The organism is Streptomyces sp. NBC_01450 (assembly GCF_036227505.1).
Classification (GTDB): domain Bacteria; phylum Actinomycetota; class Actinomycetes; order Streptomycetales; family Streptomycetaceae; genus Streptomyces.
Map to the genome: position 1 here is coordinate 4,348,357 of NZ_CP109480.1, position 22,791 is coordinate 4,371,147.

Annotated in this window: 16 protein-coding genes; 4 read left to right on the forward strand and 12 right to left on the reverse strand. The window is 71.5% G+C overall.

Going from position 1 to position 22,791, the window contains the following annotated elements; genetic code table 11:
• Window positions 1–10: 10 nt before the first annotated feature.
• Window positions 11–1,600 carry a TerD family protein gene (locus OG568_RS19345; protein ID WP_329532486.1) on the reverse strand — a complete coding sequence of 530 codons (1,590 nt, stop codon included), beginning with the start codon at window positions 1,598–1,600 and terminating at the stop codon, window positions 11–13.
• Window positions 1,601–1,735: 135 nt separating this feature from the next.
• Window positions 1,736–2,332, reverse strand: a complete 597-nt coding sequence (locus OG568_RS19350) for a M48 metallopeptidase family protein (RefSeq protein ID WP_329532487.1) — start codon at window positions 2,330–2,332, stop codon at window positions 1,736–1,738.
• A 218-nt stretch (window positions 2,333–2,550) separates the two neighbouring features.
• Here OG568_RS19350 and OG568_RS19355 point away from each other — a divergent pair, with 218 nt between their 5' ends.
• Together OG568_RS19355 and OG568_RS19360 are read left to right on the forward strand one after the other, a co-directional pair.
• Window positions 2,551–3,729 (forward strand): TOMM precursor leader peptide-binding protein, encoded by a 1,179-nt coding sequence (locus tag OG568_RS19355; RefSeq protein ID WP_329532488.1) that lies wholly within the window; start codon window positions 2,551–2,553, stop codon window positions 3,727–3,729.
• Window positions 3,722–5,098 carry an ABC1 kinase family protein gene (locus OG568_RS19360; protein WP_266431667.1) on the forward strand — a complete coding sequence of 459 codons (1,377 nt, stop codon included), beginning with the start codon at window positions 3,722–3,724 and terminating at the stop codon, window positions 5,096–5,098. Before OG568_RS19355 ends, OG568_RS19360 begins: the two co-directional genes overlap by 8 nt.
• 41 nt (window positions 5,099–5,139) lie before the next feature.
• Here OG568_RS19360 and OG568_RS19365 read toward each other — a convergent pair whose 3' ends face one another.
• From OG568_RS19365 to OG568_RS19385, 5 genes are all read right to left on the reverse strand, one after another.
• Complete coding sequence (locus tag OG568_RS19365) at window positions 5,140–5,364, reverse strand: hypothetical protein (RefSeq protein ID WP_443077701.1); 225 nt, start codon at window positions 5,362–5,364, stop codon at window positions 5,140–5,142.
• A gap of 118 nt (window positions 5,365–5,482) precedes the next feature.
• Complete coding sequence (locus OG568_RS19370) at window positions 5,483–5,806, reverse strand: hypothetical protein (RefSeq protein ID WP_266431668.1); 324 nt, start codon at window positions 5,804–5,806, stop codon at window positions 5,483–5,485.
• The gene (locus OG568_RS19375; RefSeq protein WP_115906056.1) at window positions 5,803–6,171 is read right to left on the reverse strand and encodes a WhiB family transcriptional regulator; all 369 of its coding nucleotides are present in this window, start codon (window positions 6,169–6,171) and stop codon (window positions 5,803–5,805) included. Before OG568_RS19375 ends, OG568_RS19370 begins: the two co-directional genes overlap by 4 nt.
• Window positions 6,172–6,346: 175 nt before the next feature.
• Window positions 6,347–6,670 (reverse strand): hypothetical protein, encoded by a 324-nt coding sequence (locus OG568_RS19380; protein ID WP_329532489.1) that lies wholly within the window; start codon window positions 6,668–6,670, stop codon window positions 6,347–6,349.
• Window positions 6,671–6,835: 165 nt separating this feature from the next.
• Window positions 6,836–9,031 (reverse strand): ATP-dependent DNA helicase UvrD2, encoded by a 2,196-nt coding sequence (locus OG568_RS19385; protein ID WP_329532490.1) that lies wholly within the window; start codon window positions 9,029–9,031, stop codon window positions 6,836–6,838.
• Window positions 9,032–9,288: 257 nt separating this feature from the next.
• Between OG568_RS19385 and OG568_RS19390 the strand changes: the two genes are divergently transcribed.
• Window positions 9,289–9,531: a mycoredoxin gene (locus tag OG568_RS19390; RefSeq protein WP_054228181.1), complete on the forward strand. Its 243-nt coding sequence runs from the start codon at window positions 9,289–9,291 to the stop codon at window positions 9,529–9,531.
• A 129-nt stretch (window positions 9,532–9,660) separates the two neighbouring features.
• Here the strand turns inward: OG568_RS19390 and nudC are convergent, their stop codons facing one another.
• The 5 genes from nudC to OG568_RS19415 form a co-directional block, all read right to left on the reverse strand.
• Entirely contained in the window at window positions 9,661–10,611 is a 951-nt protein-coding gene (gene nudC / locus OG568_RS19395) for an NAD(+) diphosphatase (RefSeq protein ID WP_329532491.1), read from the reverse strand.
• A 119-nt stretch (window positions 10,612–10,730) separates the two neighbouring features.
• The gene (locus OG568_RS19400; protein WP_329532492.1) at window positions 10,731–12,143 is read right to left on the reverse strand and encodes a dipeptidase; all 1,413 of its coding nucleotides are present in this window, start codon (window positions 12,141–12,143) and stop codon (window positions 10,731–10,733) included.
• Between the two features lie 10 nt (window positions 12,144–12,153).
• On the reverse strand, window positions 12,154–15,699 hold the full coding sequence (locus tag OG568_RS19405; protein WP_329532493.1) for a UvrD-helicase domain-containing protein: 3,546 nt from the start codon (window positions 15,697–15,699) through the stop codon (window positions 12,154–12,156).
• Window positions 15,700–15,822: 123 nt separating this feature from the next.
• Complete coding sequence (locus tag OG568_RS19410; protein ID WP_329532494.1) at window positions 15,823–19,164, reverse strand: ATP-dependent helicase; 3,342 nt, start codon at window positions 19,162–19,164, stop codon at window positions 15,823–15,825.
• A gap of 245 nt (window positions 19,165–19,409) precedes the next feature.
• Entirely contained in the window at window positions 19,410–19,775 is a 366-nt protein-coding gene (locus tag OG568_RS19415; protein ID WP_266585603.1) for an MGMT family protein, read from the reverse strand.
• Window positions 19,776–19,961: 186 nt separating this feature from the next.
• On the opposite strand from OG568_RS19415, the gene OG568_RS19420 reads away from it, so the two are divergent.
• Entirely contained in the window at window positions 19,962–22,760 is a 2,799-nt protein-coding gene (locus OG568_RS19420) for a lysylphosphatidylglycerol synthase domain-containing protein (protein ID WP_329532495.1), read from the forward strand.
• Window positions 22,761–22,791: the final 31 nt, after the last annotated feature.

A 22,791-nucleotide genomic window follows, 5' to 3' on the forward strand; every position in this document is an offset into this window, starting at 1 on the left:
ACGGGCTCCCTCAGACCTCGTACGGCTGGACGACGATGAAATTGCCGGGCGCGCCGCGGAACTGGAGGTTCACGCTCTCCCCGGTGTCGCCGGGGTAGGCGTTGCGGCGCATCCGTACCTGGCTGGACACGATCACCTGGGAGGCCGCGGACCAGGCGACGACGGCGTTGCAGTCGGCGAAGGTCGTCGGCGTCACGGGCAGCACGACGGGAGCGCCGTGCGTCTTCACGACGATCGTTCCGGTCCCCTGGAACTGCATGGTGAACAGCGCGCCTCCGGGGATGCCGTGCCCCTCGATGCGCCGGACCTCGTACTGGAGGGACTCGTCGAAGGCGAGGACGCTCTCCGCGGAGACACAGATCGCGTCGCCCTGGAGTTCGATGGGGTGCACGTGGGTGGCGTTCTCGGCGAGGAACACCTGCCCCTGGCCGGTACAGCGCATGAGCTGCATCTCCTGGCCGGTCGCGTTGCCCACGATCCGCCCGGCGAAGCCGGCGCCCTTGTAGCTGAAGTCGACCTTGCCCTGGTAGAGCACCATGCTGCCCTGGCGGGCCAGCACGGGCTGGCCGCCGATACCGAGGTCCACGCGGATGAGCTTCTTGTTCTGCTGGGTCCACCGCTGCCCGGTGGGCGTCTCCTTGTAGGCCCCCAGCGCGGCGGCCACACCGGCACCACTCTGCGGGGCGCCCTGCGGAACACCGTACGGGGAGGGCGCGCCGGGCTGACCCGGGTACTGACCGGGCGCCTGACCCGGAACCTGGCCGTACGGCTGCTGCTGGCCGTAGCCCGGAGGCGGACCGGGCGGACCAGGCGGACCGGGCGGCTGGACATACGGCGCGGGGCCCGGCGGCGGCACGGGGCCGCCCGGTGGGGTGTGCAGCGGGGCGATGATGGTCGGCGCGGCGTGCACCGAGGGTGTGGCGGGCTGCGGCGTGAACCCCTGTGCGGCGGGCTGCGGCGCGGGGACGGGAGCCGGAGCCGGGGCGCCGAACGCGGGGGGCGCGGTGGCCTGAGCGGGCGGAGCGAAGGACGGTGCGGCGGCGGCCTGCGGCTCCTGCGCGGCGGGCTGCTCCTCGGCGACCTCACCACCGAAGTTCTTGAGCAGCGCGTCGAGGCCGCCGTCGAAGCCCTGCCCCACGGCGGCGAACCGCCAGACGTCCTTCAGGTAGAAGTCGCCCAGCATCACGGCACGCTCGGTGGAGAACTCCGCACCGGTGAACGAATACCGGGCCACCTCCTCACCGCCCGCGACAACACGGAGGTACCCGGGGGCGATCTGCGACATCTGCCCGGCGCCGTCGATCGTCGCCGTGAACGACAGCTTCTGGATCTGCGCCGGGATCCGGTCGAGCGTGACGCGGAAGGACTCCGTGTCACCCGACTGGGCGCCAAGGAGCTGGATGGATTCTTCGGGTGTCTTCGGCTGGTTGAAGAAGACGAAGTACCGGTCGTCCGAGAGCCTTTCGTCGGCGTCCAGACCGAAGCAGCTGATGTCGAAGGTCAGTCCGGGACCGGTGATCTGCACACCTACGTACAGATCCGTGCCCGCGGTGAGGTCACTGATCCTGGCCTTGTGGCCGCGTTGGAATTCCCTGGCCATGCGTAACGACCGTCCCCCATCCCGAGTGCGATTGCGTCGCGTCAGGCTAACGGGAAACTCTGGGAGTGAACGCCGCCGGTACAGACCCGGTACACAATCGCCCCTCGGCGGGGACGGTGCGTCGCCGCCCGCCCGCTACTCGTCGCTCGCCACGGGCAGATGGGGCAGCCGTTCGGCCGCGACCACCCCTTCGAGATAGCCGCGGGCACGCTCCGTACGCGGATACGCCTCCAGCAGCCGCCAGAAACGGGGCCCGTGACCGGGCACCAGAAGGTGTGCGAGTTCGTGGACGAGGACGTAGTCGACGACGTACTCGGGCATGCCCTGCAGGCGGTGCGAAAGACGGATACTGCCCTCCGCCGGGGTGCACGAACCCCAGCGCGTGTTCTGATTGGTGACCCAGCGGACCGAGGCGGGGCGGGCCCGGCCGTCGAAGTACTGCTCCGACAGCCGCGCGGCGCGCTCGGTCAGCTCGGCGTCGCCGAGCACCCGTTTGCTCTCCTGGGCGGCCAGCTTGTCGAGCATGACGCTGACCCAGCGCTGTTCCTCCGCCTCGGACATACGGGCGGGGATGAGCACGACGGTGCGGTCGCCCTCGCGGTACGCGGAGACCGTTCTGCGCCGGCGCGCGCTCCTGCGAACCTCGATCGGGCTCGCCCCCGAGCCGCTTGGCGGCGGGCTCGTCGTGCTGCGCTGTGGTTTTGCGGCGCGGTGCAGTGGGTCGGCGGGCACGCCCCGACGTTACCCGCTGCACATGGGGGAAGTCCCGTCCCCTGGACGGTTCGATGCCGATCCGCACTCCGTGCGCTTGATTCATACGACGAACACCACCGCCTGTGGACAACTTTCGGCACGGTTCGGCCGCGCCGGGCATGCTGGCATTCGATCGGCGGACCCGGGACGGACCCCGCCGACACACGGGGATGCCCTATGGGTACGGGGGGTCGGTCATGCATCCGATGGTGAAGCCCGCGCTGCGGCGCGGCTGGCGGGATCTCAACACCGTGCAGTTCGGTATGGCACCCGCGCACGCGATGGTGCTGGGCCCGGTGGACACGGCGACAGGCAGCTTCCTCGACCTCCTCAACGGAACGCGCGGGCTGCCGCTCCTTCGCGACCTGGGACGCGCGATGGGCCTGCCCGACGGTCACGTCGACGCACTTGTGGAGCGGCTGGCCCGCTCCGGTCTGCTGGACGACGCGACCGGCGGTGGCCCGGCCGCGGACGCCCTGCGCGGGAAGAAGGCAGTCCTGGACCGGCTCCGTCCCGACCTCGCGTCCTTGTCCCTCGTCACCCGCTCGCCGGGCGACGCGATGAAGCATCTGGCCGCCCGCCACTCCCTGCGCGTGCAGGTGCGGGGCGCCGGCCGGGTGGGAGTCGTCCTGGCCTCTCTACTGGCCGGCGCGGGTGTGGGCCAGGTAGAGGTCCGCGACGTCGGCAGCGTCGAACCCTGGGACGTGGCACCGGGCGGACTGCCTCCGGCCTCCATCGGCGAGCGCCGGGAGGAAGCCGCCCGGCGGGCGGTGCGCCGAGCGGCGCCGGATCGCCCACCACGGCCCGCCGAAGGCGAGGAGCTCGGTTTCTCCCTGGTGATCCTCGCGCCCCGGGACGGCCTGGCGGTGCACGCCCCCGATCCCGCCACCGCCGAACCCCTGATCGCCTCCGGCACACCCCATCTGTACGCGGGAGTCGTGGAGGGAACGGGGGTCGTCGGCCCCTTGGTGCTGCCCGGTGAGACCGGCTGCGCGGGCTGTCTGGACCAGGAGCGCGTCGACCGGGATCCGACCTGGCCACGCCTGATCGCCCAGTGGCGCTCCGGCACCTCGCACCAGGTCCCGGCGTGCGACCTCGCTCTGGCGACCGGCATCGCGGGACTCGCGGCGGGACACGCGCTCGCCTTCCTCGACGGACGGCTCCCCTCCAGCGCCGGGGCACGCTGGGAGTCCTCCGCGCCGGGCTTCGACTGGCACGCGAAGCCGGTGTGGCCGCATCCCGCATGCCCGTGCGGCGCCGCGGAGAAAAGTAAGAAGGGGGAACGCGCCGCCGAGGACGGGCAACCGCACGAGACAATGGCGGGGCAACAGCCGCATGCGGCACGGCTGTCTGGGACTTGGAGGGCGCATGTCTGATCTTCCCCGGAAGGCGGTCACCCGTACTGCCAAACTCGCCGCGCTACCGCTCGGCTTCGCCGGGCGAGCGACCTGGGGGCTGGGCAAGAGGATCGGCGGGAAGTCCGCGGAGATCGTCGGCCGCGAGCTGCAGCAGCGCACGGCGGAGCAGCTCTTCAAGGTCCTCGGCGAGTTGAAGGGGGGTGCCATGAAGTTCGGGCAGGCACTGTCCGTCTTCGAGTCGGCACTGCCCGAGGAGGTCGCGGGGCCCTATCGCGCGGCACTGACGAAGCTCCAGGAGGCGGCGCCGCCGATGCCGACGCGCACGGTGCACTCCGTTCTGCGGGAGCGCCTCGGTGAGGACTGGTCCGAGCTGTTCCTGGAGTTCGAGGACAAGCCGTCCGCGGCGGCCTCTATCGGCCAGGTGCACCGGGCGGTGTGGCACGACGGACGCGAGGTCGCCGTCAAGGTGCAGTACCCGGGGGCGGGCGAGGCCCTGCTGTCCGATCTGACCCAGCTCAGCCGATTCGCCAGGCTCCTGGGTCCGCTGATCCCCGGCATGGACATCAAGCCGCTCATCACGGAGCTGCGCGACCGGGTGTCCGAGGAACTCGACTACGCACTGGAGGCAGAGGCCCAGCAGACGCATGCCACGGAGTTCACGGGCGATCCGGACGTGCTCGTCCCGGCGGTGGTCCACCAGTGCGACCAGGTCCTGGTGACCGAGTGGATCGACGGGATACCGCTGTCGGAGGTGATCACCGACGGCACCCAGGAGCAGCGGGACCGTGCGGGCCAGCTGCTGGCCCGGTTCCTCTTCTCGGGCCCCGCCCGCACCGGACTGCTGCACGCCGATCCGCACCCGGGCAACTTCCGTCTCCTGCCGGACGAGAAGAGCGGCTGGCGGTTGGGCGTCCTGGACTTCGGCACGGTCGACCGTCTTCCCGGCGGTCTGCCCTCGACGATCGGCTACTCCCTCCGGATGACTCTCGAGGGCGAGGCCGAAGCGGTCTACCAGTTGCTGCGTGAGGAGGGCTTCGTCAAGGAGTCCATAGAGCTCGAACCCGACGCGGTCATGGACTATCTCCTCCCGATCATCGAACCGGCCCAGGCCGACGAGTTCACCTTCACCCGCGGCTGGATGCGCAGTCAGGCCGCCCGCATCGCCGACCCCCGCTCCCCCGCCCACCAGCTGGGCAGGCTCCTCAACCTGCCACCGTCGTACCTCCTGATACACCGTGTGACCCTGAGCACCATCGGAGTCCTGTGCCAGCTCGGTGCGACGGTCCGGCTCCGTGACGAACTGGAGGAATGGCTGCCGGGTTTCGTACCGGGAGAGGACCCGACGGATGAGCTGCTGGACGAGGAGGGATCAGCGGCCGGAGCATGACTCGGGCCGCCTTCGAGCGGCGGACGTGGCGCGCCCGTGGCCTACCACCAGGCCGAGTCCAGCCGTCCCTCGATCGCCCTGAGGTTGCTGCGGGCGCAGTTGTCGCAGAAGTAGTGGTGGGTGCCGTTCTCCTTGGAGCAGGTCCACGTCAGCGGGGGGCCGTCGGCCGGGGCGCCACAGCGGGCGCACACGGTGCGCGGGGCCTCGGCCGTGTCGGGCCGCGGCATGGAGCCGGTGCTGTCACTGTCCCCGGGAAGACTCGTCACTCGGCGACGATAACGCCGTGGCCGTGGGTTCGCCCGGCACAACGCACCGCGGGGGCCGGTCCGTTCGGACCGACCCCCGCGAGGATCTGCTCACTGATACTGCCGCGACTGCCTTCGGCTAGTGCATGACCGCCATGGCCAGCGCGCGCCGGGCACGCAGGGAAGCGCGCTCGGCCCGACGCTGCATCCGACGGGCGGAGGCCAGGCGCGCGGCCAGGCGTTCCCGGTCGGCCTCGTGCAGTCGCTCGTGCATATGCGCACGAGCCAGGGCTTCTGGGATGAGTTGCATCTCGCGGGTCCTGTTCTGACGCGAGTCGTTCGCGCCGGTGGTGGTGAAGTCTGGGATGGCGGAGCCTGCGGGCTCGCTGGTGGACGGCTTCATCGGGGCCTGTTTCTTGGGGTCGTGCGTCAGGGGGCGATCGATCGTTCCTGCGGTGTTCATGCCGTGACCGGGTTCTTGCGCGGGCGGCCACGCGGCCGCTTCCGGGCCACGACAACACCCTGGACGAAGAGCTCGCCGCCCCAGACACCCCAGGGCTCGCGCCGCTCCTTGGCGCCGGCGAGGCAGGCCTCGATCAGCGGGCAGGTGCGGCAGAGGGACTTGGCGTACTCGACATCGGCCGGCGACTCGGCGAAGAAGACCTCCGGGTCGTAGGAGCGGCAGGGGACGGGTACGCCGAGGTTCTCGATGGCGTCGTCGAGCGCGGTGAGCGCAGTGAGCGGGATCAAGGTGGGGTCCTCCGTGAGGCCGGGCGGGGGGATCGTTTCGGAAGGCGGTACGGACGGGGCGTGCGCTTCGAGTTGCACGGTTCGTCTTCCTCGTCTGGTCGTGCCGGCCGGGTTGGCCGGTTGGCGGCTGGTACCGGGTTCTTTTCTTGTCCCGAGGCCCCTTCGCTCTGCCGTCCCCGATCGGGGACAAACAGAAGGGCCGCGGATCCCGGGTGGGGTTCCGCGGCCCTGAAGGCGCCGGCCTGATGGAGAATCAGGCTGGATCACTCCAGGGTTCAGGCCCACGGAAGGCCCACATCGTGTGGTGGTGCTTCGTCTGCTTCAGGGATCCGGCACCGGTTGCCGCGAAGGCATAGGCCTGGGCCTCTGCCACTACTGCCGCTTCCAGTGCCTTCATCGGTCGCTCATTGCGCTCACGGATGGGAAGAACCGCGAGAGACAGAGGGGAGGCCGGCCGGACGGCAGTGATGCCGGACAGACCGGTGCCCAGGTTCGAGACGCCGAGCAGGCACGTGGAGACGACCGAGCGATCGGTCACTTTGGCGGTGCTGATGGAGCTGATGTTGATGCTGATCACTGGAATCGCCTCCTCTCGGCGTCTTGGGGGACTGGGGGTGAGCCAGTCCGACGGCTATTAAGTACAGCACGGAACCAGGGCCTCGGAGAAGGCCGCTGCTGCCGTGGTTAAGAACCTATGGGGATTGCTGGGGCATGCGCAAACTATTTTTTCGACGAGTTTGCATCAGCCGCCCTCGCCACCGTCTGCAGGCTCTTGACCAGCGCAGATGGCCAGAACATCGGCCCCGAACCGGTTGAACTTGCGCACGCCGACCCCAGGGATCCGCGCCAGCTCACCCTCGTCGTCCGGCGCGGCCTCGGCGATCGCCATGAGTGTCTTGTCGGTGAAGACACAGAACGCGGGCTGCCCACTTCGCTGTGCCTGAACCGCCCGCCACTCGCGCAGCCGCTCGTAGAGGCCTTCGTCCATGTCGGAGGGGCAATCCTCACACCGCATCAGTTTCATCTCGCCGGCGTCGGTCAGCGTGCGGCCGCAGACCCGGCAGCGGGCCGGGGTCCGGCTCGTCCGCCGTACGACCGTGCCTCCACTGCTTCCGATGCCGCGCTCGATGCCTCCTGAACCGCCGCCGGCGCTGTGGCCCGCGGTGGCGACGGAGCCGGGGCGCAGTCCGTCGAGGAAGCGGCTGGGTCGGCGGTTGGGTCTGCCGCCGGGTGAGCGGGACAGGGCCCAGGAGACCAGGAGGTGTTCTCTGGCGCGGGTGACTCCGACGTAGAGGAGGCGGCGCTCTTCCTCGATCTGCTCGTCGGTCTTTGCGTAGGTGATCGGCATCATGCCCTCGGCGACGCCGACGAGGAAGACGACGTCCCACTCCAGCCCCTTGGCGGAGTGCAGGGAGGCGAGGGTGACGCCCTGGACCGTCGGGGCGTGCTGGGCGCTCGCGCGCTCGTCGAGCTCGGCCACCAGGTCGCCGAGGGTGGCGCCCTGTTGGGCGGCGGCGAAGTCCTGGGCGAGATGGACGAGGGCGGCCAGTGATTCCCAGCGCTCTCTGACGGCGCCGGATCCGGCCGGCGGTTGGCTGGTCCAGCCCTCGCCGGAGAGCACCGCGCGGACCTGGGAGGGCAGGTCGACGACGTCGTCGAGGAGGGAGTCATTGGCGCCGAAGCGGGCGGCCGCACGCAGGGCGGCGCCTGCTTTGCGCACCTCAGGGCGGTCGAAGAACCGCTCGGCGCCGCGCAGCTGATAGGGCACTCCGGCGTCGGCGAGGGCCTGTTCGTAGATCTCGGACTGGGAGTTCGTGCGAAAGAGGATGGCGATCTCGCCCGCGGGGATGCCGGAGGCGATGAGGTCGCGGATGCGGCGGGCGGCGCCCTCGGCCTCGGCGGGTTCGTCCGTGTATTCGGCGTAGACGGGCTCGGGACCCGGGGCGCGTTGGGAGATCAGTTCCAGGCGGTGGTCGGCGGCCCGGCCGCGAGCCTGGGAGAGAAGGCCGTTGGCGAGGTGCACCACCTGGGGTGAGGAGCGGTAGTCGCGGACGAGCTTGACGACGGTGGCTCCGGGGTGGCGGGTGCGGAAATCGAGAAGGTGGTCGGGAGTTGCACCGGTGAACGAATAGATCGTCTGGCTGGCGTCGCCGACGACGCAGAGGCTGTCGCGCTCGCCGAGCCACAGTTCCAGGAGTCGCTGCTGGAGGGGGCTGACGTCCTGGTACTCGTCGACCACGAAGTGCTGGTACTGGGAGCGGACCTGTTCGGCGATGTCGTGCCGGTCCTGGAGGATCGCGACGGTCAGCAGCAGGACGTCCTCGAAGTCGATGACGGCGCGGTCGCGCTTGAGGTCCTCGTACGTGGCGTAGAGCTGGGCGATCTCGGCCGGGTCACGGGGGGACTGACGGCCTGTCTTGGCCGCGACGGCCGCGTAGTCGGCGGGGACGGTCTGGGTGACCTTGGACCATTCGATCTCGGCGGTGACATCGCGCAGCTCTCCCCGGTCGAGGCGGATGCGGCAGGCGGCAGCCGCGTCAGCGACGAGCTGGATCTTGCGGTCGATGAGCCTGGGCAGGCTGCCACCGACTGCTTTCGGCCAGAAGTACCGGAGTTGGCGCAGGGCGGCGGAGTGGAAGGTGCGGGCCTGGACACCACCGGCGCCGAGCTGGCGGAGCCGGCCGCGCATCTCACCGGCGGCCCGGTTGGTGAAGGTGACGGCGAGCACACTGGAGGGCTGGAGGATCCCGGCACGCACCCCGTAGGCGATGCGATGGGTGATCGCTCGCGTCTTGCCCGTGCCGGCACCTGCCAGCACGCACACCGGACCGTGCAGGGCGGTGGCGACCTCGCGCTGCTCGGGGTCGAGCCCGTCGAGCACCGCGTCGGCCGTGTCCGGTACCTGCGGGAAGAGGGTGGAGTGCGTTGCTGCTGTCACCCCGCCATGCTGCCAGGTCGGCGGGGACGGATGAGCCGGTTGTCCACAGGGAGGCCTCTGCAGTCGTACTAATGCGGCAGGCGCGGAGGGTGCTCGTGCTCACGCGGCGGGTGCGGGAGGGTGCTCTTGCTCACGCGGCGGCCGCCAGACGCGCTCGTGTACCGGGCCGGGGTACCCGGGGGCGGGAATGGTGGCCCGCTCGCGTACGTTCCACCTCTGCGACAACGCACCCCCAGCAGCAGAGGAGCGCGAGACACATGCCGGGCACTGTGACGATGTACAGCACCACGTGGTGCGGCTACTGCACGCGACTGAAGGGCCAGATGGACCGCGCGGGCATCGCGTACAACGAGATCAACATCGAGCAGGACCCGGAGTCCGCGGCCTTCGTGGAGAAGGCGAATGGCGGAAACCAGACGGTTCCGACCGTGCTGTTCGCGGATGGCTCGACGCTCACCAACCCTTCGCTGGCGCAGGTCAAGCAGAAGATCGGCGCGTAAGCGGTTCACCATCGGTGCGGCCCCGGCGGTTTCCGGGGGCGGTGACAGGGGCGGTCCTTGAGTCTGACTCAAGGACCGCCCCTGTTGTGTGACTTGCGCCACTCGCGCGAGTGGTGTGGCGTGCGTCGGTCAGGCGGCTGCCGCTCCCGGGCGCGGCAGGGGCTTGCCGTACCAGAGTTCGATCAGGCGGGCGGCGATGGAGATGCCGAACGGAGGCAGCACCTCGCCGGACTCGAAGGCGCTGCGCAGGTCCTCGCGGGAGAACCAGCGGGCCTCGTGGATCTCCTCGCCATCGACGTTGATCTCGGACGAGGTGGCGCGGGCCATGAAGCCGAGCATGAGGCTGGAGGGGAAGGGCCAGGGCTGGCTGGCGACGTACTCGACCTCGCCGACCGTGACGCCCGCCTCCTCGAAGACCTCGCGGCGCACGGACTGCTCGATGGACTCGCCGGGTTCGACGAAGCCGGCGAGCGTGGAGAAGCGCCCTTCGGGCCAGTGCACCTGGCGGCCGAGCAGGATGCGGTCCTCGTCGTCCGTCACCGCCATGATCACGGCCGGGTCGGTGCGCGGGTAGTGCTCGGCGCCGCAGGCGGGGCAGCGGCGGATGTGTCCGGCCGCCGCGATCACGGTGCGCTCGCCGCAGCGTGAGCAGAAGCGGTGCAGCCGCTGCCAGTTCTCCAGGGCGACGGCGTGCACCATCAGGCCCGCGTCGCGGGGGGAGAGCAGGAGTCCCGCCTCACGCAGGCCTGCCGAGCGGGCGGACTGGTCGATGCGGCCGGGCAGTGCGTCCTTCTGGAGTGCGAAATAGCTCACACCGTCGTCGTCCGTGCCGAGGAAGTAGCGGTGTGCCTCGGTGAGCGGGGCCTCGAAGGAGGGGGTCATGACGAGTTCGGTGGTGCCGTCCGCCGTCTCGTCGATGAGCACCTGGCCGCCGGAGACCACGAAGACGCAGGTGGTGGGGTGGCTCCAGGCCGCCGCGAGCCAGGCCTCGTCGAGCCGGTGGTGGGCGGCCCGGTCGATGCCGCTCGGGGCGGTGAGCGAGATGGGACGGTCGGCGGTTCGGTCGGTCCAGGTGGTCACGGGTGCTTCCAACTCCCCCGGTGGAACGGTTATTTCGGCGGGCGGTTCAGCAGGGCGGGTGCGAAGGGCGCTGTTCGGGGTGACGGCGGGCCTTTCAGGAAGGGCGGAGACGGGCCTTTTCAGTGTGCCTCGCGCCAGTTCTCGGCCAGGTCGCCCCAGAGGTAGGCGCTGGTTTCGACGCCCTTCAGGAGGAGGTCGAGTTCGACCTTCTCGTTGGGGGCGTGCCAGCCGTCGGAGGGGACGGAGATGCCCAGGAAGAGCACGGGGGCGCCGAGGACTTCCTGGAGGTCGGCCGCGGGTCCCGAGCCGCCCTCGCGGGTGAAGCGGATCGGCTGTTCGAAGGCACGGCCCATGGCGCGGACGACGGACTGCAGGGCGGGGTGGTCCAGCGGTGTGAGACAGGGGCGGGTGGCGGCCCCGAACGTGATCTCGTGCCGGATGCCGGCGGGCACCTGGTCGGCGGCCCAGGCGCGGACGGCCTTCTCGATGTGGTCCGGGTCCTGGCCGGCGACCAGTCGGAAGGAGAGTTTCACGGTGGCCGAGGACGGGATGATCGTCTTGCTGCCGGGGCCTTGGTAGCCGCCGCCGATGCCGTTGACCTCGGCGGTCGGGCGGGCCCAGATGCGCTCCAGGGTGGTGTGACCGGCCTCTCCATACGTGGCCGTCGACTTGGCCGTGCTCAGCCAGCGCTCCTCGTCGAAGGGCAGCTCGGCGAGGAGCTCACGCTCGCGTTCGGTGAGTTCGGTGATGCCTTCGTAGAAGCCGGGGACGGCCACGCGCGCGTGCTCGTCGTGGAGGGCCGCGACGAGGCGGGCGGCGGCGGTGGCCGGGTTGGGCACGGCGCCGCCGAAGGAGCCGGAGTGGATGTCCTGCTGCGGGCCGTGCAGCTCGATCTCGCACTCGGCGAGGCCGCGCATGCCGGTGCACACGGTGGGGGTGTCCTCGGACCACATGCCGGTGTCGGAGACGATCACCGCGTCGGCGGCGAGCCGGTCGGCGTGGCGTTCGACGAGGTCGCGGAAGTGCGGGGAGCCGGACTCCTCCTCGCCCTCGATCAGGAGCTTGAGGTTCACGGCCGGGGCGCTGCGTCCGGTGGCGGCGAGGTGGGCACGGACGCCGAGTGTGTGGAAGAACACTTGGCCCTTGTCGTCGGCGGCACCGCGCGCGTGGAGGCGGTTTCCGCGGATCACCGGCTCGAAGGGGTCGGTGTCCCAGCCGTCCTCGCGGGCGGCGGGCTGTACGTCGTGGTGTCCGTAGACGAGGACCGTGGGGGCCCCGGGGTCCTCGGCCGGCCATTCGGCGAAGACGGCGGGGGCGCCCTCGGTCGCCCAGACCTCCGTGGTCGGGAAGCCGGTCTCCTGAAGCTTGGCGGCGAGCCAGTCGGCGCTGCGTGCCACGTCCGCGGCATGGTCGGGCTGGGCCGACACCGAGGGGATGCGCAGCCACTCGGCGAGGTCGTCGAGGAAGGCCGTGCGGTGGTTCTGGATGTACGTGCGGACGGTGCTGACGGCGTTGTCAACGGGCTTGCTCATGCTCACGAGCCTATCCGCCCACAAAGACATCTTCGTCCGGTGGCTCTCCGGGAGACGCTTCCTGTGGGTCCGCTGGGGCCTGTGTGAGCAGGCGTTCCAGTGCGGCGCGGTCCGGCAGCTCGTCCGGGTGGACCACCTCACCGCTGCGGACGTAGAGGAACGCGGCCTTGACGGAGTCCAGGGGCACGCCTTGCTGTTCGGCCCAGGCGAGGCGGTACAGGGCGAGCTGGAGGGGGTCGGCGGTGCCGGTGCGGCTGGTCTTCCAGTCGACGATCTCGTACGTCGTGCCGGCGCCGTCCTCCGCCCGGTAGACGGCGTCGATCCGGCCCCGTACGACACGTCCCGCGATGGCGAGCTGGAACGGCGCCTCGACGCGGTGGGGGGTGCGGTGCGCGTAGGCAGTGCGTTCGAAGGCGTCCTTGAGCTCCTCCAGGTCGCGTTCGTCGGCGATCTCGGCGTCGCTGCCGGGGAGCTCCTCCGGGTCCAGCATCGGCAGCCGCAGTTCTTCGAAGCGTGACTCCAGCCAGGCGTGGAAGCGCGTCCCGCGGCGCGCGGCGGGCTGCGGGGGGCGCGGCATCGGGCGCGCGAGCTCCTGAGCGAAGCCGTCCGGGTCGGCGGCCAGGCGCACGAGCTGCGTCACGGTGAGCGAGGCCGGCAGGGGTACGTCGGTGACGCTCGCGCGGGCGCGCAGGAGCTCGCCGGTCAGGGCGTCGAGGTCACGGTCCCAGGAGGCGAGTGTGCGGGCCTCCTCCGGGGTGAGACGCGCGGGTTCCTCGGGATGCGAACGAGCCCCCGGAGCCGGCGCCTGGTGCGGGACCGTCGGGCGCTCCTGCGGGGGTCCCGTCGGCCGGTCCTCGGGACGGTCGGTGGACCAGGAGTCCCAGTCGGATTCGTCGCCGTCGGGGAAGTCGTCGTCCCCGTAGGGCATCTCTCCGTAGGCGGAGTCGTCGTCCTCGGGCGGGGGTGGCCAGTCCGGATCGTCGTACCGGGAGGGGTCGTGCTCGGTCGTGTGCCGGGCTCCCTCCGCCCCGGGACGGGGCTCTTCGTGGGACGCCACACGCTCCAGGTGGGCGAGTACGGTCTCGGCGGCGGCGCGGCGCCGGGCCAGTGCCGCGTCGTCGAGCGGGAGCGGCCAGGCGTGGTCGGCGGCCGCCTGGCGCAGGGCGGGGTTCTCCTCGTCCTCGGCGGGCTCCTCGGCCCAGACCTCGATCTCGCCGTGTCCGGCGGCGCAGTGCTCGTAGAGGGCGTCCAGGAAGTCCGAGGGGCCGCGCGGCTTCTTCTGGGAGGGTCCCCACCAGTGGCCGGAGCCGAGGAGGAGTGAGCGGGGGCGGGTGAAGGTGACGTAGCCGAGGCGGAGCTCTTCGGTGTGCTGGTGGTCCTTCATGGCCTCGTGGAAGGCCTTGATGCCCTTCGCGTCCCAGCTCTCGATGTCGGGGAGGGTGTCGGCGTCGCCGCGCAGCTCGTGCGGCAGGACCTTGCCCTGGGCGGTCCATTTCTCGCGGCCCTGGCTGCTGGGGAAGGTACCGGTGACAAGGCCGGGGACCGCCACGACGTCCCACTCCAGGCCCTTGGACTTGTGCGCGGTGAGCACCTTGACGGTGTTCTCGCCGCCGGGCAGGGCGTTGTCGAGGCCCTTCTCGTACTGGGCGGCGGTGCGCAGGAAACCGAGGAAGGCCAGCAAAGTGGCCTCGCCGTCGCCCGCGGCGAAGGACGCGGCGACGTCGAGGAAGTTCGACAGGGTCTCGCGGCGGCGGGCCGCCAGCGCGTGCGGGGACGCGGAGAGCTCGACCTCGAGGCCGGTGACGGCGAGCACCCGGTGCAGGACGTCCATCAGGGGGTCGGCGAGCGAGCGGCGCAGGTCGCGCAGTTCGGCGGCGAGCCGTGCGAACCGCACCCGGGCGTCCGGCGAGAAGGGCAGACCGTCGTCGTCCCCTTCGGCCTCGATGGGCATCTCCAGGAACGTGTCGAGGGCGTCGGCGAGCGATATCACCTCGGCCGGGTCGACCCCCTCCACGGCCGCGGCGAGCCGGCGGTCCGGGTCCTCGTCGGCGCCCACACGCGCGTGGGACACGAGCAGGCGGGCGCGCCGCCCCAGGAGGGCGAGGTCGCGCGGGCCGATCCGCCAGCGCGGGCCGGTGAGCAGGCGGACCAGGGAGGCGTTCGCCCCGGGGTCCTGGAGGACTTCACAGACGGCGACGAGGTCGGCGACCTCGGGCAGGTGCAGCAGCCCGGACAGGCCCACCACCTCGACCGGGATGTCGCGGGCGACGAGCGCGCCCTGGATCTCGGCGAAGTCGCCCGCCGTGCGGCACAGGACGGCGATCTCGCCGGGTGCCGTTCCGGTGCGTACGAGGTGGGCGATCGAGTCGGCGAGCCAGTCGATCTCCTCGGCGTGGGTGCGTAGCAGTGCGCAGTGGACCTGCCCGTCGTGCTCCGCTCCTGGGGCCGGGCGGAGGGCCTCCACGCCCGCGTGCATGGCGCGCAGGGGCTCCGCGAGGCCGTTGGCGAGGTCGAGGAGGCGGCCGCCGCTGCGGCGGTTCTCGCTGAGTGCCTGGCGGGCCGCGGGGCGGCCGTCGGCATGTGCGAAGTGTTCGGGGAAGTCGTCGAGGTTGGCGACAGAGGCGCCGCGCCAGCCGTAGATGGCCTGGCAGGGGTCGCCGACCGCGGTCACCGGGTGGCCGGTGCCGCCGCCGAAGAGGCCGGCGAGCAGGATGCGCTGGGCCACCGAGGTGTCCTGGTACTCGTCCAGCAGCACCACCCGGAACTCGTCGCGGAGGATTTCCCCGACCTCGGGGCGGGTGCGGGCCAGAGTGGCGGAGAGGGCGATCTGGTCGCCGAAGTCGAGGAGGTCGCGCTCGCGCTTGGCCGCGCGGTAGCGGCCCACCAGCTCGGCGAGTTCGCGCCGGGCCGCGGCGGCCTCGGGGACCTTCCGCAGATCGGCGTTGGTGAGTTTGGCGCCCTCCAGGGAGCGCAGCAGCTCGGCGTCGTAGGCGCGCAGGTCCTCGGGTCGTACGAGGTGTTCGGCGAGCTCGGAGTCGAGGGTGAGGAGGTCGCCGACGAGGTCGGGGAAGGAGCGGGTCAGCGCCGGGTACGGTCCCGGGGCCTCGCGCAGTACGCGGGCGGCGAGCTGGTAGCGGGTGGCGTCGGCGAGCAGGCGGGAGGTGGGTTCGAGTCCGATGCGCAGGCCGTGGTCGGTCAGCAGGCGGCCCGCGAACGCGTGGTAGGTGGAGATCACCGGCTCGCCCGGCGGGTTGTCGGGGTCGATCACGTCCGGGTCGGTGACTCCGGCCTTGATCAGCGCCTTGCGGACGCGCTCGGCGAGTTCACCCGCCGCCTTGTTGGTGAACGTCAGGCCGAGGACCTGCTCGGGGGCGACCTGTCCGGTGCCGACGAGCCACACCACCCGTGCCGCCATCACCGTGGTCTTGCCCGATCCGGCTCCGGCCACGATCACCTGCGGAGCGGGCGGTGCGGTGATGCAGACCGTCTGCTCCGGGGTGAACGGGATGCCGAGGAGCTCCTTGAGCTGCTCGGGGTCGGTGATACGGGCGGGCATGTCGGAGAGGCTAGCGGCGCCCACTGACAGCGGAGGCCACATCGGCCGCCGGGACGAAAGAAGTGCTGGTCAACACGTGTGGTGCCGTACATCACTCGCTGACGTCGCGTCCTCTTGGGCCCCTCACTCGACCACGTGGCGTCCCTCGGGTCGAGCGCTGCACGATGCCCGGAAAGCGCAGTGTGTGCAGTGTTGTCCCGTGGCCGGCGAGAACCGTTCGTCGAGGACCTTCCCGGCCGCGGTGGCCAGCAGGTCGCCGACCCACTCGCCTTCCAGGGGCTCCTGGGCCTGCATCTTGGGGAGCGTCTCGCCGCCGTTCTTCTTGGCGGCTCCCTGGCGCAGCTGCACGAGTTCCGCGCCGCCGGGCTCGGGACGTACACCGTCGAAGGCGTCGTCGACGGCGCCCTCCCGGACGGCGAGCTGATAGACGGCGAGCTGCGGGTGGTGCGCCACCTCGGCGGCGCTGGGCGCGTGTTTGCCGGTCTTGAAGTCGACCACGTAGGCGCGGCCCTCGGTGTCCGTCTCCACGCGGTCCATGGAGCCGCGGATGCGCACTTCGTAGTCGCCTGCCCCCAGGGTCACGTCGAAGTCGTGCTCGCTGGCCACCGGCACGCGTCCCGCGCGGACGCCGTTTGAGTCGACGTGCCATTTCAGGAAGCGTTCGAGCGCCACGCGCGCGTGCTCCTTCTCCTGCGCGGACTTCCAGGGCGCGTCGAAGGCGAGCGCGTTCCACACGGAGTCCAGGCGTTCCATGAGGACGGCGAGGTCGGCGGGGGTGCGTCCGGAGGCGACCTCGTCGGCGAGGACGTGCACCACGTTGCCGAAGCCCTGGGCGGCGGTCGCGGGCGCGTCCGCCTTCACCTCACGGCCCAGGAACCACTGCAGGGCGCAGGTGTTGGCGAGCTGGTCGAGGGCGCTTCCGGAGAGCACGACGGGCTGGTCGCGGTCGCGCAGCGGCACCTTGCTCTCGGTCGGCTCGTACATGCCCCACCAGCGGTAGGGGTGCGCGGACGGCACGAGGGGGCGGCCGTCCTCGTCGCCGAGGGCGGCGAGCTTGGCCAGGCGGTGGGCCGCGGCCTGCCGGAGGGTGTCCGAGACGCGTGGGTCGACCGTGGTGGCGCGCAGTTCGGCGACCAGGGCGGCGACGGACAGTGGGCGGCGGGGGCGGCCGGTGACGTCCCTGGGCTCGACGCCGAGTTCGGTGAGGAAGCGGGAGGGCTGGTCGCCGTCGTCGGCGGGCGCCTTCACGGCGGTGACGATCAGGCGTTCACGCGCGCGCGTGGCGGCCACGTAGAACAGACGGCGCTCTTCGGAGAGGAGCGCTCCGGGGGTGAGGGGTTCGGCGAGGCCGTCGCGTCCGATCCGGTCGGCCTCCAGCAGGGAGCCGCGGCGGCGCAGGTCCGGCCACAGGCCTTCCTGGACGCCCGCGACGACGACGAGGCGCCACTCCAGGCCCTTGGAGCGGTGCGCGGTCATCAGGCGTACGGCGGCGGGGCGCAGCGCCCTGCGGGTGAGTGTGTCGGCGGCGATGTCCTGGGCCTCGATCTCCTCGAGGAAGTTGAGGGCGCCGCGCCCGCCGGTGCGTTCCTCGGCGCGCGCCGCGGTCGCGAACAGCGCGCAGACGGCGTCGAGGTCGCGGTCGGCGTTGCGCCCGGCCGCGCCGCCGCGTCGGGCGGCCCGCTCCAGGCGCTGCGGCCAGGGTGTCCCCTCCCAGAGGTCCCAGAGCGCCTCCTCGGCCGTCCCGCCGCCCGCCAGGCGCTCTCGCGCCTTGCGCAGCAGCGCACCGAGGCGCTGGGCTCCCCGGGCGTACGCCGGGTCGTGCGCGACGAGCCGCTCCGGCTCGGCCAATGCGCGGGCGAGCAGTTCGTCGGACGGCGGCGGTACGTGGTTGCCCGCGGCGCGCTCCTCCTCGCGCAGCGCGCGGCCCAGGCGCCGCAGATCGGCCGCGTCCATGCTCGCGAGGGGCGAGGCGAGCAGGGTGAGCGCGGTTTCGGTGTCCAGCCAGGGCGCGGCCTGCGCGTCGGCATCCTCAGGTACGTCGCTCTCGGCGCCCGGGGGCAAGGTCGTCCCCGACTCGGCGCGCGCCACCGCCCGCAGTGCCGTCAGCAAAGGCGTCACCGCCGGTTCGTGCCGCAGTGGCAGGTCGTCGCCGTCGATGTCGAGCGGCACGCCCGCCGCGGTGAGGGCCCGCCTGATCGTCGGGATCGTGCGTGAGCCGGCGCGCACCAGGACGGCCATGTCGCCCCAGGGGACGCCGTCCTCCAGATGGGCTCGGCGCAGGATGTCCGCGATGTTGTCCAGCTCCGTGCCCGCCGTCGGGTACGTGTAGACCTCGACGGCGCCGCCGTCCCGTACCGGCGACAGCTCGCGGTGTGCGCGTACCTTCTCCGCCGGAAGGCGGGTCAGCGGCATGCGCTGGGTGATCAGGCGGGTGGCGTTGAGCAGGGCGGCGCCCGAGCGGCGGGAGGTGCGCAGCACCTCGACCGGCGCGGGGCGGCCGTCCACGCGCGGGAAGGCGTCGGGGAAGTCCAGGATGCCGTTCACATCCGCGCCCCGGAAGGTGTAGATCGACTGGTCGGGGTCGCCGAAGGCGACCAGGGTGCGGCCGCCGCCGGCGAGGGCCTGGAGCAGCCGGACCTGCGCGGGGTCGGTGTCCTGGTACTCGTCCACGTAGACGGCGTCGTACTGCGCGGCGAGGCGTTCGGCGACGCCCGGACGCCCGGCGAGCAGCACCGCACGGTGGACGAGCTCCGCGTAGTCGAGCACTCCTTGGAGGTCGAGAACGTCCAGGTACTCGGCGAGGAAGGCGGCCGCCGCGCCCCAGTCGGGGCGGCCGATGCGCCGGGCGAACGCGGTCAGGGCGTCGGGGCTCAGGCCCAGTTCGCGGCTGCGGGCCAGTACCGCGCGGACCTCGTCGGCGAAGCCGCGCGTGGTCAGGCAGGCGCGCAGTTCGTCCGGCCAGCGGACGTGGGCGAGGCCGAGCCGCTCCAGGTCGGGCTGGCCCGCGAGCAGCTCGCGCACCGCCACGTCCTGTTCGGGTCCGGACAGCAGCCGCAGGGGCTCCACGAACAGGTCGCTGTCCTGGTGGGCGCGGACCAGGGCGTAGCAGAACGAGTGGAAGGTGGTGGCCCGGGGCGCGCGGGCGGCCCCTATGCGCAGCGCCATGCGGTCGCGCAGCTCGACGGCCGCCTTGCGGCTGAACGTCAGCACCAGGATGCGTTCCGGGTCGCCGCCCCGCGCGACCCGGGCCGCCACGGACTCGACGAGCGTGGTCGTCTTGCCGGTGCCGGGGCCCGCCAGCACGAGCAGCGGGCCCGCACCATGGTCAACCACCGCGTGCTGCTCTGCGTCCAGACGAGGGGGACCCACTCGAACCGGCGCGCTGCGCACCAGTCGGTACGCGCCGCGGGTCCCCTGTCGCACCTGAGGGTGCGGCAGGCGCCTGGTGGAAGAAGAGGAGCTCACGTGGTTCGCCGGTCCTGGTTGTGCTGGTGGGAGGGGCACCGCGTGTTCAGGGCGGTGGCCGCGGGGTGAGAGGGATGCGTGCCGTCGACGCTACGCCGGTGAGCCCCAGGGAAGGAGGGCTTCCCCTTCTTCCCTCACACCACGTGCGTCCCCCGGCCCTCGAACGTACGGCATGTCACGGACGTGCCCCGTTTCCCCCGTACGGGCCACAGGCTCCCCCTCCACCCGTCCGATGGCGGAAGCTGTCAGGTGTGACCCTGCGCGCGTTCGCCGCCGTCCCATCGTGCCCGTCTCATGTCGATGCGCGGCAGATGTCCCTCGGAGGCTCTGCTCGCCTCCTTCAGGGGTGTGCCCTCGTCGCGGTAGCGGCCCAGCGCCTCGAGTTCATGGCCCGGGAGCAGCGCGCCGTCCGCGCGGACGACCCGCCACCACGGGACCGCTCCTCCGTAGAGGGCCATCACCCGGCCCACCTGACGCGGTCCGCCCTCCTGAAGCCACTCGGCGACGTCCCCGTACGTCATGACGTGCCCGGACGGGATCGACTCGGCGACCTCAAGGACCCGCTCCGCGTACTCCGGCAGGGCATCCGTCGGAAGGCTCTCCTCGCTCATCCGTCCCATCCTGCCCCATCCCACCGACAGTGCGACGGCGCGGTGACTGTGGGTATCCCTCGCCACGAAGGCGCACTTCGGGCAGACTGTGCGCCCCCGTATTTGCACCCTGATGCCCCCGTGTGTCGGTGGGGCATGCCACCATCGTGCGGGCGGTGACTGGTGATACGAGATCAAGAAGAGACGATGAGGCAGCAGGGCGTGCACCCCGAAGACGCGGAGAGCACCTCCGCGGCTTCGTCGCGCCCGGACGCCGGCGACACCGACCCGAAGGACCCGGGCGAGGCGGCGGACGAGCCCACCACGGCAGTGGACGAAGAACCCGTTCCTGACACTCACGGAAGCGCCCAGCAGCGGCTCGATCCGGAGGACGGCTGCGGCGACGACGTCCACAACGACGAGGTCGAGGGCGACGAACCGCTGCTGCCCGCGCGCGTGCACCGCCCGTCCGATCTGATGCGGCTCATGGTCGGCGTCCTCGCCATCGCCGTACTGCTGGCCATCGCCGGGTTCGCGCACGGCACCACCTCGGGGCTCGAACAGGACATCAACAAGGGCACCGGCCAGGCACCCGATCTGCTGATCAAGATCGCGGGTCTGGCATCGAGCATCGCGATCCTCCTGGTGCCGGTCGCCTTCGCGATCGAGCGACTGATCAAGCGGGACGGGCTGCGCATCGCCGACGGCGTCCTGGCCGCGGTCCTCGCGCACGGAGTGACACTCGCCACGGACCTGTGGGTCGCCAAGGCCGCCCCGAGCTCCATCCAGGAGGCGCTCACCCAGCCCTCGCCGGGTGACATCCATGCCCTGACCGACCCTGTGCACGGCTATCTGGCGCCGGTCATCGCGTACATGACGGCCGTCGGGATGTCCCGCAGACCGCGCTGGCGCGCGGTGCTGTGGGTGGTGCTGCTCCTCGACGCCTTCTCCATGCTGGTCACCGGTTACACCACGCCGTTCTCGATCATCCTGACGGTGCTGATCGGCTGGAGCGTCGCCTACGGGACGCTGTACGCGGTCGGCTCACCGAATGTGCGTCCGACCGGGCGGACGCTGATGGCGGGCCTGCGGCACGTCGGCTTCCACCCCGTCAGCGCGGCCCGCGAGGACACACCGGACACCTCGGAGAACGGCGACCGCGGCCGACGCTACTTCGTCACCCTGGAGGACGGCCCGCCCCTGGACGTCACGGTGGTCGACCGTGAGCAGCAGGCGCAGGGATTCTTCTACCGGGTGTGGCGCAACCTGACGCTGCGCGGCCTCGCCACCCGCCGCAGTCTCCAGTCGCTGCGCCAGGCCCTGGAGCAGGAGGCGCTCCTCGCGTACGCGGCCATCGCGGCCGGGGCCAACGCCCCGAAGCTGATCGCGACCTCCGAGCTCGGCCCGGACGCCGTGATGCTCGTCTACGAGCACACCGGCGGCCGCACGCTGGACTCGCTGCCCGACGAGCTCATCACCGACGATCTCCTGCGCGACACCTGGCACCAGGTGCAGGCTCTGCAGTCGCGACGCATCGCACACCGCAGGCTCGCGGGTGACGCGATCTTGGTGGATCGTTCCGGCTTGGTGATCCTCACCGATCTGCGCGGCGGTGAGATCGCGGCCGGCGATCTGCTGCTGCGCATGGACATCGCCCAGTTGCTGACCACGCTGGGACTGCGCGTCGGCGCCAAGCGCACGGTGGCGTCCGCCGTGGGCGTGCTCGGCCCGGACGCGATCGCCAACTGTCTGCCCCTGCTGCAGCCCATCGCGCTGACCCGCTCCACGCGCGCGACACTGCGAAAACTGGCCCGGGAACGCGCACAGCGCGAGCGCGACGCGGTCCTGGAGGCCTCCCGCCAGAACAAGCTCGCCCGTGCGGAGCAGGTCCAGCACACCGAGGCCGCGGTGGAGAAGCCCGACAAGAAGGCCGTACGCGCGGAACAGCGCGCCGAGAAGCGAGCGATCGACGAGGCACTGGACGAAGCGCGTGAGGAGGATCTCCTCACCCAGATCCGCCACCAGGTGCTGCTGATCCGCCCGCAGGCGCCGGTCGAACCGGCCCGCCTGGAGCGGGTACGGCCGCGCACGCTGATCAGTTTCATCGCCGGTGCCATCGGCGGGTACTTCCTGCTGACACAGCTCACCCACATCGAGTTCGTGACCCTCTTCGACAACGCCCAGTGGGGCTGGGTCGCCGCGGCCGTGCTGTTCTCCGCGCTGAGCTACTTCGCGGCGGCGATGGCCCTGCTCGGCTTCGTCCCGGAGCGGGTGCCGTTCATGCGGGCCGTCGCGGCGCAGGTCGCCGGCTCGTTCGTGAAGATCGTGGCGCCCGCCGCGGTCGGCGGTGTGGCCCTCAACACGCGCTTCCTGCAGCGTGCCGGGGTGCGGCCGGGGCTCGCGGTGGCGAGCGTCGGCGCGTCCCAGCTGTTCGGGCTCGGCTGCCACATCCTGATGCTGCTCTCCTTCGGCTATCTGACCGGCACCGAGAAGACTCCGTCCCTGTCGCCCTCCCGCACGGTCATCGCCGGTCTGCTGACGGTCGCCGTACTGGTGCTGGTCGTGACGTCGGTGCCGTTCCTGCGCAAATTCGTCAGCACGCGCGTGAGGTCGCTGTTCGCGGGCGTCGTACCGCGCATGCTCGACGTGCTGCAGCGACCCCAGAAGCTGATCACCGGCATCGGCGGCATGCTGCTGCTGACCGCCTGCTTCGTGATGTGCCTGGACGCGTCGATCCGCGCCTTCGGCCACGAGCAGCCCACCACGCTCAGCCTCGCCAGCGTCGCCGTCGTCTTCCTCGCCGGTAACGCGCTCGGCTCCGCGGCGCCGACCCCCGGCGGTGTCGGCGCGGTCGAGGCGACCCTCACGGTCGGTCTGATCGCCGTGGGCCTCCCCAAGGAGGTCGCCGCCCCCGCGGTGCTGCTGTACCGGCTGCTGACACTGTGGCTTCCGGTGCTCCCGGGCTGGCTGTTCTTCAACCACCTGACCCGCAAGGGCGCCCTCTAGAGCCCCGTGCGGGCCCTCCCTTACGAGCCCC

Bases quoted from the DNA above. Each gene is read 5' to 3' on its own strand.
- OG568_RS19405 (WP_329532493.1), bottom strand. From the start codon at position 15,699: ATGCCCGCCCGTATCACCGACCCCGAGCAGCTCAAGGAGCTCCTCGGC.
- OG568_RS19355 (WP_329532488.1), top strand. From the start codon at position 2,551: ATGCATCCGATGGTGAAGCCCGCGCTGCGGCGCGGCTGGCGGGATCTC.
- OG568_RS19400 (WP_329532492.1), bottom strand. From the start codon at position 12,143: ATGAGCAAGCCCGTTGACAACGCCGTCAGCACCGTCCGCACGTACATC.
- OG568_RS19345 (WP_329532486.1), bottom strand. From the start codon at position 1,600: ATGGCCAGGGAATTCCAACGCGGCCACAAGGCCAGGATCAGTGACCTC.
- OG568_RS19420 (WP_329532495.1), top strand. From the start codon at position 19,962: ATGAGGCAGCAGGGCGTGCACCCCGAAGACGCGGAGAGCACCTCCGCG.
- OG568_RS19390 (WP_054228181.1), top strand. From the start codon at position 9,289: ATGCCGGGCACTGTGACGATGTACAGCACCACGTGGTGCGGCTACTGC.
- OG568_RS19360 (WP_266431667.1), top strand. From the start codon at position 3,722: ATGTCTGATCTTCCCCGGAAGGCGGTCACCCGTACTGCCAAACTCGCC.
- OG568_RS19370 (WP_266431668.1), bottom strand. From the start codon at position 5,806: ATGAACACCGCAGGAACGATCGATCGCCCCCTGACGCACGACCCCAAG.
- OG568_RS19415 (WP_266585603.1), bottom strand. From the start codon at position 19,775: ATGAGCGAGGAGAGCCTTCCGACGGATGCCCTGCCGGAGTACGCGGAG.